The sequence below is a fragment of the Burkholderia sp. MR1-5-21 genome (genome assembly GCF_053427715.1).
In genome coordinates, this window is the sequence record NZ_JBSAXD010000053.1 from 25,507 (window position 1) to 44,239 (window position 18,733).

General features: G+C 62.6%; 14 protein-coding genes and 1 pseudogene. 5 read left to right on the forward strand and 10 right to left on the reverse strand.

The window, feature by feature from the left end; genetic code table 11:
- The first annotated feature begins 3 nt into the window (after positions 1-3).
- On the forward strand, positions 4-1,215 hold the full coding sequence (locus ACV229_RS38855; RefSeq protein WP_448088352.1) for an aminotransferase class I/II-fold pyridoxal phosphate-dependent enzyme: 1,212 nt from the start codon (positions 4-6) through the stop codon (positions 1,213-1,215).
- Positions 1,216-1,350: 135 nt separating this feature from the next.
- Here ACV229_RS38855 and ACV229_RS38860 read toward each other — a convergent pair.
- The 3 genes and pseudogenes from ACV229_RS38860 to ACV229_RS38870 form a co-directional block, all read right to left on the reverse strand.
- Positions 1,351-1,704, reverse strand: a pseudogene (locus tag ACV229_RS38860) (bleomycin resistance protein); the annotation flags it as partial.
- A 106-nt stretch (positions 1,705-1,810) separates the two neighbouring features.
- The gene (locus ACV229_RS38865; RefSeq protein ID WP_448088353.1) at positions 1,811-2,233 is read right to left on the reverse strand and encodes a hypothetical protein; all 423 of its coding nucleotides are present in this window, start codon (positions 2,231-2,233) and stop codon (positions 1,811-1,813) included.
- Positions 2,234-2,405: 172 nt separating this feature from the next.
- A complete protein-coding gene (locus ACV229_RS38870; protein WP_448088354.1) occupies positions 2,406-3,359 on the reverse strand; it encodes a LysR family transcriptional regulator in 954 nt (317 codons plus the stop codon).
- 260 nt (positions 3,360-3,619) lie between these two features.
- On the opposite strand from ACV229_RS38870, the gene ACV229_RS38875 reads away from it, so the two are divergent.
- Complete coding sequence (locus ACV229_RS38875; protein ID WP_448088355.1) at positions 3,620-4,564, forward strand: cupin; 945 nt, start codon at positions 3,620-3,622, stop codon at positions 4,562-4,564.
- 113 nt (positions 4,565-4,677) lie between these two features.
- On the opposite strand, the gene zwf is transcribed toward ACV229_RS38875, so the two are convergent.
- Positions 4,678-6,153, reverse strand: a complete 1,476-nt coding sequence (gene zwf / locus ACV229_RS38880; RefSeq protein ID WP_448088356.1) for a glucose-6-phosphate dehydrogenase — start codon at positions 6,151-6,153, stop codon at positions 4,678-4,680.
- Between the two features lie 817 nt (positions 6,154-6,970).
- Between zwf and ACV229_RS38885 the strand changes: the two genes are divergently transcribed.
- Positions 6,971-9,643 (forward strand): type VI secretion system Vgr family protein, encoded by a 2,673-nt coding sequence (locus tag ACV229_RS38885; protein ID WP_448088357.1) that lies wholly within the window; start codon positions 6,971-6,973, stop codon positions 9,641-9,643.
- 5 nt (positions 9,644-9,648) lie between these two features.
- Positions 9,649-11,982, forward strand: coding sequence for a hypothetical protein (locus tag ACV229_RS38890; protein ID WP_448088358.1), 2,334 nt, complete (start codon positions 9,649-9,651; stop codon positions 11,980-11,982).
- Between the two features lie 8 nt (positions 11,983-11,990).
- Here the strand turns inward: ACV229_RS38890 and ACV229_RS38895 are convergent, their stop codons facing one another.
- The 5 genes from ACV229_RS38895 to ACV229_RS38915 form a co-directional block, all read right to left on the reverse strand.
- Entirely contained in the window at positions 11,991-12,905 is a 915-nt protein-coding gene (locus ACV229_RS38895) for a formylglycine-generating enzyme family protein (protein ID WP_448088359.1), read from the reverse strand.
- Between the two features lie 288 nt (positions 12,906-13,193).
- Positions 13,194-14,381 (reverse strand): trans-sulfuration enzyme family protein, encoded by a 1,188-nt coding sequence (locus ACV229_RS38900; protein ID WP_448088360.1) that lies wholly within the window; start codon positions 14,379-14,381, stop codon positions 13,194-13,196.
- Between the two features lies 1 nt (position 14,382).
- The gene (locus ACV229_RS38905; RefSeq protein ID WP_448088361.1) at positions 14,383-14,922 is read right to left on the reverse strand and encodes an isochorismatase family protein; all 540 of its coding nucleotides are present in this window, start codon (positions 14,920-14,922) and stop codon (positions 14,383-14,385) included.
- A gap of 21 nt (positions 14,923-14,943) precedes the next feature.
- Positions 14,944-15,624 (reverse strand): GntR family transcriptional regulator, encoded by a 681-nt coding sequence (locus ACV229_RS38910; RefSeq protein WP_448088362.1) that lies wholly within the window; start codon positions 15,622-15,624, stop codon positions 14,944-14,946.
- Between the two features lie 111 nt (positions 15,625-15,735).
- The gene (locus tag ACV229_RS38915; protein WP_448088363.1) at positions 15,736-16,677 is read right to left on the reverse strand and encodes an EamA family transporter; all 942 of its coding nucleotides are present in this window, start codon (positions 16,675-16,677) and stop codon (positions 15,736-15,738) included.
- Between the two features lie 91 nt (positions 16,678-16,768).
- Here ACV229_RS38915 and ACV229_RS38920 point away from each other — a divergent pair, with 91 nt between their 5' ends.
- Positions 16,769-17,728: a LysR family transcriptional regulator gene (locus tag ACV229_RS38920; protein WP_448088364.1), complete on the forward strand. Its 960-nt coding sequence runs from the start codon at positions 16,769-16,771 to the stop codon at positions 17,726-17,728.
- 61 nt (positions 17,729-17,789) lie between these two features.
- On the opposite strand, the gene ACV229_RS38925 is transcribed toward ACV229_RS38920, so the two are convergent.
- Complete coding sequence (locus tag ACV229_RS38925) at positions 17,790-18,575, reverse strand: cytochrome b (RefSeq protein ID WP_448088365.1); 786 nt, start codon at positions 18,573-18,575, stop codon at positions 17,790-17,792.
- Between the last annotated feature and the right edge of the window lie 158 nt (positions 18,576-18,733).

The window sequence follows — 18,733 nt, forward strand, 5'->3', positions numbered from 1 at the left end:
GTCATGCCGAACACCTACGACGAATTCCGGCAACTGGGCATGCGCCTCGACATGTCGCGCGGCAAGCCCGCGCCCGAGCAGCTCGATCTGGTGAGCGCGCTGTTCGCGGCGGCCGGCGACGCGGGACATGTGTCGCACGACGGCTTCGATTGCCGCAATTACGGGCATGTGCTCGGGTTGCCGGAAGCACGCGCGTTCGGCGCGGCGCTGCTCGACGTCGACGCGGCGCAGGTCGTCGCCGCGGACAATGCGAGTCTCGCGCTGATGCACGACGCGCTCGCGTTCGCGATGCTGTTCGGGTTGCCCGATGCGCCCTCGTGGCGCACGCAGCACGATGTCGCGTTCCTGTGCCCGGTGCCCGGCTACGACCGGCACTTCGCGATCTGCGAGGCGCTCGGCATCCGGATGATCCCGGTGCCGATGCGCGACGACGGTCCCGACATGGACGTCGTCGAGGCGCAGGTGCGCGACGATCCGTCGATCAAGGGCATCTGGTGCGTGCCGCTGTACAGCAACCCGAGCGGCGCGATCTATTCGGCCGATACGGTGCGGCGGCTCGCGTCGATGCCGACCGCGGCCCCCGATTTCCGGCTGTTCTGGGACGACGCGTACCGATTCCATCACCTGACCGACGTGCCGCACGCGACGCCGAACGTCGTCGACGCGTGCGCGGCATCCGGGCATCCGGATCGCGCGCTGGTGTTCGCGTCGCTGTCGAAGGTGACGTTCGGCGGCGCCGGCGTCGCGTTCCTCGCGTCGTCGCGACGTAACGTCGACTGGTGGCAGCGGCATCTGTCGGTCCGCACGATCGGCCCGGACAAGCTGAACCAGTTGCGCCACGTCCATGCGTTGCGCGATCGCGCGGGGCTCGACGCGTTGATGGCGCGCCATCGCACGCTGCTGCAGCCGAAGTTCGAAGCGGTGCATCACGCGTTCGGTGCGCGCTTCGCCGATCTGCCCGACGTGTCGTGGACACGGCCGGACGGTGGTTACTTCATCAGCCTGCACGTTCCGCCGGGGCACGCGAAGCGCACGGTCGCGCTCGCGGCCGAAGCCGGGCTCGTGCTGACGCCGGCCGGCGCAGCGTTTCCGTACGGCAATGATCCGGACGACCGGCATTTGCGGATTGCGCCGTCGTTTCCGTCGCTCGACGAGGTGCGGCGCGCGGCCGACGGGATCGCGCTGTCGGTGCGGCGCGCGCTCGGCGTGGACTGAGCGCGCGGCGGCTTTCGAGCCGGCATCGGTGGCGGTTGTTCAGCGCAGTACGCTGTCGTTGCTCGAGCGGCATCGACCTGCGGGCCAACCGCCGGATGCGGCGCGCAAGGCGGACGGCGGCATGCAGGCGGCGGTCTGTATGAGCCGGATCAGCGTGCCGTCCGGATCGATCAGCGCGCCGACCGTTCCCCCCCATGTCTCTTGCCGCGGGCGGTGTGCCCGGGGAAAACCGCGCGTCGTCTCCGGCACGCCGGCCTCAAGGACGATCTCGAAGAACGCATCGACATCGTCCAGCCTGAAGCAGCAGCTGAACCAGCTCGAGGCCGGATCGAGATCGGGATGTGGGAAAAATTCCAGTAGCAGGTCGCCGCGTTTGAGAATCATCCAGCCTTCATCCCGCCACGTTTCCACGAAGCCGAGCTTTCCGTAGAAAAGCGACGTCGCGCCGAAATCGCGCGAAGGAAGGTTGGGGCTCGCGAAGTCGGTCAAAGCCGTTTCTCCGTTCAATGATGGGTGGGGCGGCTGTCGAGCCGAATGCAGCGCCTGCATCCGGTTCGACGTGCTTTCGATGCGCGGCGGTCGTGCGCAGCGGTCCTCACAGGAACGGATTGCGTCCGTCGTAGATCACGTTGATGCTGCGAAACGGGATGTTGCCGGGATAGATCACCTCGTCCACCGTGCTCCCTTGGCTGACGGGTTGCGATGACAGGAAGGGATCGGCGTTGAACGTGAAGATGAAGCAATGCGTTGCGCTGAGACGATACCGGTCCGCTCCGAGAAACAGCGTCTGATGCGCGCGCTCGCCGTTCATCGCGTCTTTCGCCAGGGCGAGATAGACGCCCGGCTGCGCACGCGCGCCCCGGCGCGCCGCATTGGGCGTTCCCATGATGCAGCGCTGCATCGCGATCGCGGTGTGTCCGGCTTGCGACGTGTAATGGATGTAGATCGGACGTCCATTGAACATGCCGTTGTTCAGATGCATGTCGAGGCGCGGATCCTTGCTGATGCCGAAGGTCATGACGAATCCTTGTCGGTAGGTTGACGACACGGGGTGAACGACGTGCGAAGCAGGTCTTTCGCGTCGTGCAATGCACTATAGTGGATTTCGTCATACAAATGGGGCAGCCGCAGACCGGCCATACCCGGCCCCTTTTTTCGGTTGGTCAGACGACGCAGCGAACCGCCAACTGTCAGTCCAGCCAGTCCCGCTCGTCGGCAAAGACAGCCGCATAGAAATCGATGAACGCACGCACTTTCGACGACACGGTCTTCTTCGGCGCATAGACGGCCCAGATCGCCGGCGCCGTGCGTGACGGCTGCACGGCCCAGTCCGGCAGCAAATGCAGGAGCCGGCCGTCGCGTATCGCGTCCGCAACGGCCCACGTCGGCAGCAGCGCGATGCCTTGCCCGGCGATCGCGAGATCGAGCAGCGCGTCGGTGTCGTCGATCCGCACGCGACCGTGCAGCCTGACCGCCGATTCGATCGGTGCACCGGGTGTGCCGTGCAAGTCGTGCGTGCCGTGCGTGTTGCGGCGGACGAAATACCACTTGTCGTCCGATGCGAGGGAAAAGCGCAGCGTCGCATGCTGCGCGAGATCATCCGGCGTGGCCGGTGAGCCGTGCTGTTCGACGTAAGCGGGGCTCGCGACGACGACACGGCAATGGACGGCGAGCTGGCGCGCCATCAACTGCGAATCGTGCAATACGCCGATCCGGATCGCGACGTCGATGCCGGCGTCGATGACATTGAGCACGTCGTCGGTGACGACCACGTCGACGTCGATCTCCGGATAGCGCGCGAGGAAGGCCGGCAGATGGCGCACCACGTGCCGGCGGCCGAACGACGCGGGCACGGTCACCCGCAACAGCCCTTTCGGCGACGCATTCAGCGACGCGGCCGCTTCGCGCGCGTCGTCGAGTGTCTGCACCGCGGCGAGCGCGCGCTCGCGAAAGACGCGGCCGCCTTCCGTCAGCACGAGCCCGCGTGTCGACCGGTTGAACAGTGCAATGCCGAGATCGCGCTCGAGCTCGGTGATATAGCGCGACACGGTCGACGTCTTCACGTCGATCCGTTCGGCGGCCTGGCTGAAGCTGCCGAGGTCGGCAGCGTGAAGAAAGGCGCGGATGGCGGCGAAATAGTCCATGCGGGTCGGACGGGCCGTGCGCACATGCGGCGGCGCCGTCGGCGTAAGCGGTCGGATGGCTGGATTCTACGCTGCCGTCCGCGCGCGACCGCAACGGCGCCGGCTATCCCTTTTCGGCAAAGCTGATTTCCGGCGAGCGCGGTTCCGCCCGGCGGGCGGCACGCCTACAGTCACTCCGACGCCGCCGCAATCCCGATGTGCACCGACGTGCAGCAACGTGCGGCAGGTGGTTCCCGCAACCCTTTCTTCCGGAGGCTCCCATGCTCGACGAAACCCTTGATCCCACGCTGCGCGTGACCGATGCCGAGACCCGCGACGCGGAATATTTCGAATACACGTCGTCCGCGAACCCGATCGGCGCCCGGCTGATTTCCCGCGTTCCGTACCATTCGTTCGGCGCGTCGCTCTACGACAGCGGTCCCACGCGCATCGTCCCGCTCGACCTGTCCGCCGAACTGCGCTGCGCGTCGCCCGCCACCGGGCCGGGGCTGCTTGCCCAGTTCGTCCGCGTCGTCGCAGGCGAGTCGGTGTCGGTGAATCCGAACGCGACGTCGCAAGTGTTCTACGCGATCGATGGCCGCGGCGCGGTCGAGCAAGGAGACTTCGCGTTCTCGTTCACGAAGGGCGACTTCTTTACGCTGCCGGGCGGCCAGCGGGCAACGCTGTCGGCAGACACGACCGCACGGCTCTACTACGTCACCGATGCGCCGCTGCTCGCCTACCTCGGCGTGACGTCGACGACGCAGCGCTTCACGCCGACGCTGTATCCGGCGTCCCGCGCACAGGCGGAATTGATGCGCGTCGCCGAAGCGCCGGGGGCAGGGCAGCGCAACCGCATCAGCATCCTGCTCGGCAATGCGAACTTCCCGCAAACGCGCACGGTTACGCATACGCTGTGGGCGATGTTCGGTGTCGTCGGCCCGAAGACGATGCAGAAGCCGCATCGCCATCAATCGATCGCGCTCGACTTCATTTCCGACTGCAAGCCGGGCTGCTACACGCTCGTCGGCACCGAACTCGACGCGCACGGCGACATCGTCGACCCGGTGCGCGTCGATTGGGAGCCGGGCATGGCGTTCGTCACGCCGCCGGGGTACTGGCACGCGCACTTCAACGAGTCGGGTGAAAACGGTTACGTGATCCCGATCCAGGATGCGGGCCTGCAGACGTATCTGCGAGCGCTCGACATTCGCTTCGCGCGCTGAACGCCCGCATGCCGGGCGCGGGCGTTCCGCGTCCGGTCTTGCAGATGCGATGGAATCGCTTGCGCGAGGACAGCGGGCCAGGCATCGGCCGTACGGGCCGATGCCTGTTCAGGTCAGGCTTCCTCGGCCCACGACATGTTGTCCCGCGCGAGGAGCGCGGACGACGCGGCCGGACCGAACGTGCCGGCCGTATAGGGCCGCGGGCGGTCGCCGAGCTGCTTCCAGCCGTCGAGAATCGGCTCGACCCACGCCCATGCCGCTTCGAGTTCGTCGCGGCGCATGAAGTGCGTGAGGCGTCCGCGAATCACGTCGATCAGCAATCGCTCGTAGGCTTCCGCGCGGCGCTCCGGAATGGCCTGCTGCAGATCGAGGTTCAGATTCACGGGCACCATGTTCATGCCGCTGCCCGGCTCTTTCGCGAGCATCTGCAACTGGATCGATTCCTCCGGCTGAAGCTGGATCACGAGGCGGTTGCCGTAGTGACGCGGGCCGCTCGGGATGATCGAGAACGGCATGTCCGCGAACTCGATCACGATTTCCGACTGGCGTTGTTGCATCCGCTTGCCGGTGCGCAGGAAGAACGGCACGTTCGCCCAGCGCCAGTTGTTGATATGCGCGCGCAGCGCGACGAAAGTTTCGGCGCGGCTGTCCGGCGGCACGTTGTCTTCTTCGAGGTAGCCCTTGACCGGCTTGCCGTCGACCGCGCCCGCCACATACTGGCCACGCACCGTGTCGCGCGCAACGTCGGACACCGTCATCGGCCGCAGCGAGCGCAGCACCTTCAGCTTCTCGTCGCGGACCGCGTCCGGATCCAGCGACACGGGTGGCTCCATCGCCACGATGCACAGCAGCTGCAGCAGGTGGTTCTGCACCATGTCGCGCAGCGCGCCCGTATGGTCGTAGAAACCTGCGCGGCTGCCGACGCCGACCGTCTCCGCGACCGTGATCTGCACGCTGCGGATGCTGGGCGCTTGCCACAGCGGCCCGAAGATCGGATTGCCGAAGCGCAGCACCATCAGGTTCTGCACGGTTTCCTTGCCCAGATAGTGGTCGATCCGGTAGATCTGCGATTCCTCGAAATGCTTGCCGACCGAATCGTTGATCGCTTTCGCGGACGCCAGATCGTGTCCGAGCGGCTTTTCGAGCACGACGCGCGCGTGCGCGTCGACGAGGTGCGCGGCCGACAGGTTGTCGCAGATCGTCGTGAACAGCTCAGGCGACGTCGACAGGTAGAACACGCGGATCGCCCCGTCGCGCGACGCTTCGGCGAGCCGCGCGTAGTCGCCGGGCGCGCCCACGTCGATCAGCACGTACTGGAACAGGTCGAGGAAGCGGCTCCACGCTTCGGCGTCGAAGGCCTTCTCGTCGATGAACGGACGCGACTGCTCGTCCATGAACTTGCGATAGCCGTCGATGCCCCAGTCGCGGCGTCCGACGGCGATGATGCGGGTTTCCGGCGGAAGGTTGCAGTGCAGGTGCGCCATGTACAGCGCAGGCAGCAGCTTGCGGGCGGCCAGGTCGCCGCCGCCGCCGAAGATGATCATGTCGACGGGCTGGTCGGTTGCGGTCCGGGTAGGTTGATTCGTCATGGATCGTTCGCGGTCTGGAATGGTGAGCGTGGAACGTGCTGCGGGCCGTCGGCACGACGGCAAACGTCAATAATGCACGGTTTTTGCGGATCGTGTGCGGGTCCGCGCAGTTGCAAAACCCGCCAGCAGGCGCACCGGCCAGTCTCTCGGGACGACGGTAAATTGTCGCGAGAGACGGAAATTCAATCGCGTAAAGCACTCGTTCTCTACGCGCACTTCGCATTAAGCTGAAGCGTAAAAGGTCAAGGCAAGAAATATTGGCGCCATCTTCATCGACTTCTCGATATCGTGATTATTGGCACTTCAGTGATGCCTGAATCGTGTCTGTCTTCTTATAACCGCATCCAGATAGCGCCTGTCGCTACGGCACCGGATACCGACTCGTCGCCCGGTTGCACAGGTCGTGATCGAATCCGGGTGCTCGTACTCGCTGCGAGGCGTGTGCAGCGCGTACTTTGGAGTCGTCCCGCTTTTCCGCCCCTCGCGATCGACGCCCTTAAGCTTGCCTTGCGCGCCCGAGCCGGCTTGCGATCGCGCGAATCGGATCGCCAGCAACCACCGGGCATGAGATACCTTGGCTGCACGGCAACGGTCAGCGACAACCTTACATATCCCTGTTGTTTCATTACATTTATAAAAATACATTCGGCCATATATATATCAAGCCGTATTTACAATCATTGATTATCTCCCTGTTGACGTTGCATATCTGCCAAATCTAGAATCCACGCGTTGGACTGGGGCATCCACGCAATCGGGGCCGATCCGTTGAGAGTGCGGGCTATTGGCCCGCAGCGCACAAGAAGATGGAAAACGCATGAACCCAACCGAACTGGGCCGGATGATCCGTGGCGGCCTGATCCAACAGGACCGCCTGATCAAGACAGATATTCCATCTTTACCGAATAACGCGCTTGTACCACGCCGAGCGGTAATTTGTTCCGAACTGGGTCGTGACTTCAGCGTCGCGCTCGACATGGTGTCCGCCGCCGGCGACATCGAACTCAAGACGCTGATTGCCCAGCCGATGACGCTGTGGCTCCAGCAGGCGGACAAATCTTACCTCCCGGTCAACGGCTATATCCACACCGCCCGCCGACTTGGCGGAGACGGCAGCTTCAGCAGTTACCAGCTGACATTCGCTTCCTGGTTGCACTTCCTCAAATTCCGCACCGACATGCGGTACTGGCAGGACAAGACTGCCGACGCCATCATCACGGACGTATTCAACCTGCATCCGCAGGCCGGCGGTCAGTTCCAGTTCGCTTTGCGCAATCCGCTGCCCCAACGCTCGTATTGCCGCCAGAGCGAAACCGACTGGAATTTCGTCCATCGGCTGATGGAGGAGGAAGGTCTGTTCGGCTTCTGGCGGCAAGGCAAGGATGGCAAGTCGCATACGCTTGTCGTGACCGACGACATTCACGCGCTCGATGAGGTGTCGCCCAATCCGGTCAGGTTCTACAGGTCGGGCACGGGCAGTGAAACGGATGCTTTCACGCAGTGGGCGGGTTCGCGAACATTGCAGAGCACCACGCATACGACGCGCACATTCGACTACAAGGCGCCATCGTCCTCAGTCAATCCCAAGGGCACAACGCTGCCGACGATGTCGGGCCAGGGGGATTTGCCGGAGCAGGCTGAAGTGTACGAATACACCGGCGCCTACACATACTTGAACCAGGATCGCGGCGAGCAGCTTTCAAGGATTCATCTGGAAGAGTGGGAGTCGCGGGCCAAGAGGTTCTTTGCGGCCGGTGGCGTTCGGGGTATCGATGCGGGCCTGCGTTTCGAGCTGACTGGTCATCCGGAGCACGATCGTGACCAGTCCGGACAGCGGGAATTCGCGGCGATCAAGGTTCGGCGCCACATCGAGAACAACCTGCCGCTGTCGGATCATGATGCGAGCTTTCCTCACGGCCTGCAGAACGAACTGGCGCGGGCAAAGGCCGGGCACACGGGGGAAGTCGTCACCCATGACGATGGTTCGGCGGGCTTTTACCGTGTCGAAGTCGAGGCGCAGCGCGTAACGGTTCCGTACCGCAGTCCGTTCGAGCACAAGAAGCCGGCGATGCATCTGGAGACGGCGATCGTTGTCGGGCCGCAGGGCGAAGAGGTGTACACGGACAAGCTGAACCGGATCAAGGTCATGTTCGTCTGGGACCGGCAGAACCCGGGAGATGCCGGCGCCTCGTGCTGGGTAAGAGTCGCACAGTCGGATACGGGAGGCGGCTACGGGAGCGTTCACGTCCCCAGAGTCGGCGAAGAAGTACTGATCGGCTACGTGGGCGGAGACTGCGACCGGCCCGTCGTCCTGCACCGCGTGTACAACGGGGATGTCCAGCCGCAGTGGCACAGTAACGGCATCCTGTCGGGCTATCGGTCGAAGGAGTATTCGGGTTCCGGCTATAACGAAATGGTCCTCGACGATGCGACGGGGCAGAATCGGGTCAGACTGTTCAGCAGCACCGGGAACAGCATGCTTCACCTCGGGTACCTGATCGACCAGAGCGGCAACACGCGCGGTTCATATCTTGGGTCCGGCTTCGACCTGAAGACGGATTCATACGGTGCCGTGCGAGCGTCACAGGGGCTGTACGTCACGACGCATCCCAAGCAGGCGAGCAGCCAGCAGCTTGACGTGCGCGACGCGCAGCAGCAGCTCGTCAATGCCGAGAGCGTGGTCGAGGCGATGTCGCAGGCGAGCCTGTCGCATCAGGCGGAAAGTCTCGGGGAGGCACACGACGCGCTGAAGACATTCACCGACGCGACACAAGGCAGCGAACAGGGCTCACAGTCGGGGGGGCGCACAGCGGGGGGTGGAACAGGTAGTGCCAACGCGTTCCAGTCACCCGTCATGCTGTTTGCGAGTCCGTCCGGGCTTGCCCTGTCGACGAACGAGTCGGCGCACCTGTCGGCCGCGCAGCACATCAACCTCGTAACCGGTCAAAGCACGCATATTGCGGTCGGCAAATCGCTTGTCGCGAGCGCCGCGAACAAACTGAGCCTGTTCGTGCAGAACGCGGGGATGAAGCTGTTTGCTGCGAAGGGCAAGGTCGAAGTCCAGGCGCAAACCGACAATGTCGAAGTAACGGCCCAGAAGACGGTCAGGATCCTGTCCGCGACCCAAACCGTCGAAGCGGTCGCGAAGCGGGAAGTGTTGCTCACCTCCGGCGGTGCCTATATCCGCATCAAGGACGGCAGCATCGAAATCCACGCGCCGGGCAAGATCGACATCAAGGGCGCGTCGCATGCGTTCAGCGGGCCGACGAGCCTGTCGGAACCGCTGCCGCAGATGCCGTCGGGCGAAGGCGCGTACAACGAGCAATTCCGCATTCACGATCGCCACAGCGGCGAGGCGGCGCCGTATGTGCGTTACCGCATCGAGACGGCGGAAGGCAAGGTATTCGAGGGCATGACGGACGAGAAGGGCCTCACGTCGCGCATCATGACCGCGAGTCCGCAGAGCCTGAAGGTGTTCCTCGATAGCTGAGACCGTTGCGCTTCACGCAACCGGCCCACGACCCAAACCAGTCCATTCGACCTCACGCCATGCCCAAACCGACTACCCCTCATACACCGGATGGCACCGGCACGACCAATACGACCCCGGAGAGTCTCGTGCATATTCCGCACGATCCGGCGCCCATGCTGTATTTCAGGCCCGAGACCGGAGAGTTCATTCTGGTGCCGTCCGAGGACGTGAGCGCGTTGCAGAGCGAATGCAATCTGCTGCACGACCGCGTCGACAAATATCATCAGGCCAACGCGAAAGTCGACGAAGCATTGAAGGCGCTGGCCGAGGACGTGCAGAAGAACCTGCCCGACAGCCGCGAGACGGATGCGCACAAGGCCGGCGTCGACAAGGCGCTCGACGAGCGCGATGCTGCACACAAGGCACTGAAGAAGGAGCTGGAGCCGCTCAGCAAGCTCGACAGCAAAGACCTCACGATGGTGGAGCTGATTCCGATCTATACGGAAGATCACGGCAAGGGCAAGAGCAAGGTCAAGTTCGCGAAGTACAAGCTGCACTACGTGCGCTCGAACAAGATCAAGGCAAGCTGGCACACGTTCGGCCCGTTGGCGTTCGAGGACATGAAGGGGCGCAAGTCCGAGAAGGAAACGGGCGACAAGAGTTTCATCAAGAAGGACGCGTCGGGCCGCCGGAAGATCGATGTGGACAAACTGAAGGAAGGTATCCTGATCAGCCGCGACGACAAGATCCGCTCGCAGCTGTACGAGAAGACCAAGATGTCGTCCGAAATCGTCGAGAAGCATGTAACAGGCACGCTGTTCGGGTGGGCGGAGGAGTGGAACAAGCATTTGAGCTATAGCGGCGGCGCCAAGGATCCGTCCGAGGAGTCGGAAGGCGGCGCGGAGCATGCCGCGCAGAATGGTTCGAGCGAGAAGAAGGAGCCTCAGACCGCGTTCAGCAACAACGTAAGCGTCGAAGCCAAGGCGCAACTGATGCGGTATCTGGCGGGGGCGGGGCTCGACACCGAATGGTCGCCGCACAAGGGGCGGGTCGCGATCAAGGCCTCGGCGCAGGCCGAATTTGCAATTGCGGAGGGCAAGGTTTCCGGCGCGTTCTACTATCCCGATATCGCGGGATGGATCTGGAAGTTCGACGGCGACGACGGCAAGCCGTATCCGCTCGGTGCGATTCGTTTCAAGTGCGAGCTGGGACTCTCGGGCATGGTAGGGGCAAGTGTGGTTGCGCAGCTTGGTGTCGTCATCGACTACAAGGACGAAAAGCGCAAGGACTTGGGCCTGTACGGTGCTGCGGTCGACAATCCCGTCGCAAAGCAGCGGCAGATCAACGTCGGCGGCAATCCGGTCGATCCGAGCGCGAATGCGGATCTCGACGTGTTTGCGGGTGCACGTGCGGACCTGTCGCTGGAAGGCGCGCTCGAGTGGATGAAACCGACGCCGAAAGGGCCGAGCGGGAAGTACAAGCCCTTCGCGAAGGTGGGGGATACGGTTACGGCGATGGCCGGTGTGGGGTTGACCTGCCTGCTTGACATCAGCTATGCCGCGGGGCGGTTCCGCTTGAAGATGAAGGCCGGGCTGTGCCTGGGCGTCGGCGCGAAAGGGGACATCGAGCTGTCGGTGGACGTGCTTCGCATTGCAGAATTTTTCGAATGGATCTTTTATCAGCTGTACCATGCCAACTTCGTGCGGCTGAAATTCATCGCGCCTCAGGCTTTCCAGCTCGTCACGCAGATTCAGGTGATGGTCGTTCAGGGCATGATGAATCTCGAAAGCACCGTCGATCGCGCAGCCGTCGAGATCGGCCGTCAATGGGTGGCGTTGCAGGCGGAATTCGAAAAGGAGCAGGCGCGCGTACAGTTGATGAATCGCGTGATGGGGAGCCCGGTGATGCTGCAGCATGCCACTCCGGAAGCGAAGGGCATCATGATTTACCAGTTGACCCGCCACTGGAAGCTCTCGGATGGCATCGACCCGGCAAACCATGCGTTCGGACGTTACTACGGCCCCCGGAAGGATGCTGTCAAATGCATCCTCCAGTGGTCCCATACGAAGCACGACCTCGACAATGTCGTGCAGCATATTTCTCCGGACGGAACCAAGGGAACGCTGGAAGACAACCGCGCAGCGCTGCGGCAATTCCTGGAGATGTCGATTTCCGGAGCGCCGACCGAGGATGATCGGCAAATGCGCGACTACTACAACAATCTCCAGGCGATGCTGAAGCTCGAGCCGACGCCGGGCTACGCGGTCGCCCCGGCCGATTCGGCTGCCTATTCCTATCAGGCGGCCGCGGGCCCGCACCCGCTATACGAAAACATGCCGGAGGTCAGGCTCGGTTAGTGACGGCTTCATTGCGCACCGGATGACTGAATCGCGCATCGGAAGGTCAGGGTCGGAAAACCGCCCAGGCCATCTTTCCCGGCTGCGGGTTCGATCCCTTCCCGATAGACCGTCATCGCACTCTCGTCGTATCCGCCCTGGAATCCACGGATGACTTTTTTCGTCGCGGCGGCCGGACCTTGCGGGTTCTTTTCAGGCGAATGCTCGTAGTACTGCGGATCGAACCAGTCGTTCACCCAGTCCTGACCGTTGAAGCCCATGTCATAGAGTCCAAGCGGATTGGGCGGGTATTTGCCGACCGGGTACAGGTAGATCTGGGACATGCCGAGATTCGGCGCAAGCTTTGCGTCGATCGTATCCGCCGAAGGGAAGTTCCGGTCGGGCTCCGATTTGCCGTTGTCGGTCGCGAATATCAGCGGCTTGCCGCCCGATCGGGCCGCATACTCCCACTGCGCTTCGCTTGGCAGGTCGATCGGTAATCCGCTTTGCTTGCCAAGCCATTGGCAATAGTCTTTGGCCGCCTTCCAGGGCACGCCCACCGGGTGAGTCGGAACCCTGTACAGCTTCGATAACCGGTCGTCGGGGTACGACAGATTGCCGACCGCTTTCATGTAGACATCGAAGTCGGCGTAAGTGACCTTGTATCGGCCGATCGAAAAGCTGTCGAGTGTGACCTGATGTGCGGGCTTGTCTTCGTGTTGTGCGGTGTACGGCAATTTCTCCGGCGAGACCGATGGTCCGAAATCACCCATCATGAAGGTGCCGCCTTTCACGACTGCCATATCCGCCAAGGATTTTTTGACCAGCGCCTTGATTTCAGGAGATTGGCTGTCCTGCTGGCTGCAGGCGGGCAAGCAGAAGGTCAGAAGCACGACGGCTGACGTCGTTGCAGCGAGTTGGCGACTGATCGGGAAGCGCATCATGAAGTCATTTTTTCACAGCCTGAGGTGCGAAACATTATAAGCGCGCGACGCGTGATTTCACGCTTGCCTGCTTCATGTTCCTATTCATGGTCCATGCGCTCAGTTCGTGACTGGCCGAATTGATGGTGAGTGCGGGGAGGTATGGAAGCCGCACCAATGAATTGACATTAATGCGGATAGGGCTCGCTGCGTCATCTGTCATGAGCGCAACTGCTTCGGCACGGTATTGGATCCGCTGACCGACGGCCGGCATCGCTCTGGCGAATCGCACTCGGTCGAACTGAATACTCAATCAGCGGCCGACGACGACTTCCCCGAATCGATCACCGGCAATGACGCCAACGCGGCATCGAGATCGGCCAGCAGATCGTCCGGATCTTCGATTCCGACATGCAATCGCACTACCCAGCGCACGTTCGGTGCCGTGTTGTCCGATGAAGGGGCAATGGCTACCAGGCTATGTACACCGCCCCAGCTATTGCCGAGCGTGAACAGTTTCAAGTGCGACACGAAGCGCTCGACGATTTCCAGCCCGCTAGCCTTGAACGAGAACGACAGCAAGCCGCAGCCAAGCGTGTAATCGCGCTTCCACAACGCGTGGCCGGGATCGGAAGGGAGGGGGGGATAGCTGACGCGGTCGACCACCGGGTGCTGTGCCAGACGCCGGGCGACACGCAGTGCAGAGGCGAAGTGGCGTTCAAGCCGCAAGGCCATGGTCGGCAGGCCGCGCAGCGCGAGAAAGCACTCGTCGCTCGACACGTAGTATCCGAGCTGTTCGCCGACGATCCGTAACGACGCATGACTCGCCTCGTCGCGCGTCGTCACCGCGCCCATCAGGATATCGGAGTGCCCGCCCGCATATTTCGTGAGCGCCTGGATTGAATAGTCGACACCTGCGTCCAGCGGCTTGAAGCCGAGCGGCGTGGCCCACGTATTGTCCATGGCCACCCGAATGCCGCGTGTGTGCGCCGCTTGCACGATGGCGTGCACGTCCTGCATTTGCAGGGTATTGGATGTCGGGCTTTCGAGCCAGACCAGCTTGGTGGAGGGCTCGAAGAGGCCCGCGATGCCGGCGCCAATATCGTTCGGATACACGGTGCTCCGCACGCCCCATTTGCCGAACAGTGTGCGTACCGTGTCGAGGTTCGGACCGTACACGGAATCCGGCAGCAGGACATGATCACCTGCCGACAGCAGCGCCGCGTTGACCAGTACCGCGGCCGCCAGGCCGGACGGCACCAGCACGGCCTGTCCGCCCCCTTCCAGTTCCGCGATTTTCTCCGCGAGCGCGTAATACGTGGGCGTGCCGTTCTGGCCGTAACTGTAGCCGCCGCAGATCTCGTTCTGTCGTTTCAGGAATGACGCGACATCGGGAAACACGATGGTCGACGCATGGAATACGCCTTGCGACAACGACGCAAAGCCATCCGGGACACGCTGCGCAGGCTCGACGAGGCGGGTGGCATCGGACTTCATGTCAGGCTCCGGAATACTGCACGGATTGAGAAGCGCAAAGCTTGATCGGATTGCCCGGATTCGAGAATCCACCCCAGATCCAGTTGTGGTGCTCGATGATTTTCCGGGCATCGAGATGGGGGCGGTCGCGCGTGGTGTGCGCGTCCTCCACCACGACGGTTTCGACGCCGAGGCTCGCCGCCCGCCGCACGTTGGTGTCGATGCAGAATTCGGTCGCATAGCCGCACACGAAAACCCGGCCGATTTCCTGTTCCGCCAGATGCCGGGCGAGGTCGCCGTGACGGAACGCGTCACAAGCGCTCTTGGGACTGACGTAGTCGCCCGCCTGTGGCGCAATCTCATCCGGGAATGCCCAACCGTTGCTGCCTGACTCCCACGCTGATCCGACCTCGTCGTGCTGCACGTAGATGACCGGCGCGGCGGCCGCGCGCGCTTTCGCGATCAAGCCCTGGATGCGTCGCAAGACGGCATTTGCTTCAAAAGCGGGGGGATCGACGAAGACTGCATTCTGAAAATCGATGACCAGCAACGCGGATTTCATATGGGGGTTCCGGTGGGGCGATTATGCAGGATCGCCAGATGGCGACATGGTCCAGTTCTTCTTCATCGTATCGGCGGCCAGCTGCCCGTCGCCGTTGCTCAGCGCAACGACGATCGCCTCGTGTTCGCCCAGTGATTGCCGGGCAATCAGCCGGTCGCCGAAATACGCGAGTTCGATGCGCCGGATACGCGGCAGCAGCAAGTCCAGCAATCTGGCGATTTCGGCATTGCCGCTTTTCTCGACGATGAGTGCGTGAAACTCCGCATCCAGCGCAACTGCCCGCCCCGCATCCCGTGCGTCGATCGCAGCCGACAGCGCATGGTTGAGCCTGGCAAGGCGCTTCAGGTCGGCTGCGGAAAGATGCGGTTGCGCCAGTTCCGTTGCAGTCGCTTCGAGTGCCGCAACGATCGGATAGAGGTGTTCCGCCTCGGCGATATCGGACGGCGCAACCTTGGTCCACTTGTGGGCGTGGGTCACGATCAAGCCTTCGTCTTCGAGACGCCGCAATGCCTCGCGCACAGGGGTGCGAGAAACCCCCAGGCTGGCAGCCAGTTCCTGATCGCGAATCAGTTCGCCTGGCGCGAGCTGCAGATCGACGATCCATTGCTTGATGATTCGATAGACGTCGTCGCGAGCAAGGGCGCGGACGAGCGTCTGGGCGGTCGCAGGAACGGGCATGGGTACAAGTGCGTAATGCAACATGCAATATATTACACTGATTCCGGATAGTCGTTCCACTGGCTGCCGCATTCCGCCGCTCAAGCTCACCGGCTACCTCGAGATCCGATTCATGCCCGAACCGGCGAAGACTGTTTACTTCTGCAGCACGGCGACTGCGCTGGCACCGATCACAAGCAGCGTGCCGAGACTTTGCAGCAGTGTCATCGGCTGCCCCAGTACGGCAAATCCGATCGCTGCGGCAATCGCAGGCTCGACACTCATCAGGATGCCAAACGCGGACGCCGTCATACGCCGTAACGCAATCATCTCCAGAACATAGGGCAAGAGCGGCACGAGCACGGCGAGACCGGCGGCGTCGATCAATTGCCCGACCGGCAGGTGTCCGCCGCTTTGTGCGAGGCCGAACGGTGCCGTCGCGAGTGCCGCGACGATCAGCGACGTGGACAAACCTTGCAGACCATCGAACAGCGAACCCACTCGTTTCATCATCAGGATGTAGGCAGCCCACCCGAGCGCCGAGCCAAGCGGGAAAACAAGCGCCGCAGCGGGCGCGATCCATAGGTCGTCGCGGCGCGCGAGCAGTACGATCCCCGCCAACGCGAGCGCAGGCCACGCGAGCATCCGGAGTTTGCGCACACCGATTGTCGCGACGCACAGCGGCCCGAGAAAATTGATTGCGACAGCGAGTCCGAGCGGCACGCGCTTGACCGCCTCGAAGAAGCACAGCGTCATGCAGGCCATTGCGCAGCCAAGCGCAATGGCGGCGATCCAGCGTTGCCGAGAATAGCGCCGGAAAGGGGGGCGCACGATCACGGCCAGCGCGACGGCGGCGAAGCACAGGCGCAGCCAGGTCGTGCTGAACGTTCCGTACTCGATCATTGCCGGCCGCGACAGCGCAGCACCGAGTTGCACGCTGCACATCGACACCACGGCGAGCGCGGGCGCCAAAGCCGTCCGGAAGAGCCGCGTCCACGACGCTTCCGACGAGGCATTCGCCGTGAACGCGCTGTGCACAACCGGTGTGGAATCGGTCGTATGCCGGCCGGCCAGGATGCTTCCCGGTTCTTCGTTCATGCAGCGCTCCATGATTGCGATGCGGCGATGTTAACCACGCAGGTTCGTTTGGTATAAGCTCGAATTTTTTATGAGCGCTTCAAGATTATTTATGGCTCGAGATCTCGATAGCGGCTTGTTGCGTACCTTTCTGATCGTGGTCGAAACCGGTAGCGTGAGCGAAGCGGCGCAGGTATTGCATCGGACGCAGGCTGCCGTCAGCATGGCATTGCGTCGGCTCGAGGAATCGGTCGGGCAGCGCCTCCTCGAACGTTCGCCGCGCGGCATCAAGCCGACAGCGGCGGGCAGCGTGCTGCTGCCCTACGCGCAGCGCATGCTCGACATCGGTGTCGCCGCGCGCGCTGCGCTGAATGCAGGCGAGATTTCGGGGAAGGTCCGGCTCGGCCTCCTCGAGGACATCGCAGTCGGTCACCTGCCGCACACGCTGCGTGAATTTGGCGCGTCGTTCCCGAATGTCGCCGTGGAAATCGTCGTTGATTCGAGCAAGGCGCTGTCACAGGATTTCATGAACGGCTCGCTCGATTTCGCGATCGTCGACCCGACGTTCATCAATGCAGAACCGCTCGCGCGGTGGCAGCATCCGCTATTCTGGGCGGCTGGCCTCACGTATGACGGAGATGTGCGCCACGATCCGTTGCCGTTCGTCGCATTCGGCGGTGCGTGCCCGTGGCAGGACAGGCTGTATGCGTCATTGCGCGATGCGCGGATCGCGTGGAAAGTCATGTGTACGAGCACGAGTCTGGCCGCCATTCAATCCGCAATCGAAGCAGGGCTGGGGGTCACGGTCCTGCTCGAATGGAATATCCGGCGCGATTCGATGCGCGTGCTCGATCCGAATGCCACGGGATTGCCGCGCGCGCCATCGGCAGAATTCGGCCTGTTCAGCCATGCAGATGGCAGCGATCGCATGTCGGCAGGACAGGCCCTGCAGCGCTTTCTCCTTCGCGAGTTGCGGCGAGGTGTGTCGCAGGAGCCGGCGGAAGCGGAGGTGAATCGTGTCGAGACCGTGGATGATGCAAAGCAGAACGAATTGATGCGCCAACCGGCGTAGGCGGATCGCTTGCTGTGGATACTACGCGGCACGCGTCGTCTGCGAGAGCAGGGGACCTCACTCAAAGCATCCTTCGCAACACATCAGCACGCTTCACCAATTGGTGCTTGATCACTGCGAGCACGTGCAGCATGACCAATCCTGCCAGCAGTGCGCAGCTTGCTCGATGCACTACGAACAATTCGTCGGTGAGCGGACCTTTCTTGAACGGCGTGTGAACATCGACCAGGCCGAAAAACGAATAGCCGTTCGGGACCATCAAGTAGCCGCTTGCCAGCACAGCAAAGATCGTCACGTAAATGACGCCATGTACGATACGCGCCACGGATTGCTGCCGCGCGGACACACCGGGCAATGCGCGAGGTTCGATTCGAACCAGCTTCCAACCCACCCGAAATGGAAAGATTACGGTGAGCACCGTCCCGATCGACATATTCAGCTGCGACAGGAATTCACGCACAGGTCCGCCGCCAAGCCGGGCGAGCGTGTAGCCGGCGATGCTGGCGTAAATGATGCCGGCGGCAAACGTCCAATGGAAAAATCGCGCAAGGCCGTCGTAACGGTCCAGGGCGCGCACGCTCGTCGGCCGGCGCACGTTGCACCGGCCAGGGGGACCCTCTTGCGTGGTCACGGTGTACGGCTCGCCTCGATGAGTGTCGCCTGGCATAGTCGCTTGCGACATTCGGTTCACACGCATGTTCAGGTCCAAACTCGTTAAACCGTATCCGGTTGGGCGCCTGAAGCGTGAGTGATTAGCGTCAGTTCGCCGCTGCCCGTCGATCAGCAGCGCATCGTACGGACTCGATCCATCCTCGTCAACAACAATGCAAATACAATCGATTTGCATTTACATTTCCCTGGTTTTTTTGACATCGAGCTTACGTAAACATCCTTTGCGCCATGTCCGGCGATTCGGGCGGAATGGATGAACGCCCGTACAGGAGCCCCTGTCAGCCATCCGAGGCGATTATGGGAAGATCGGCACGGGGCGAGTCGGCACGTTGG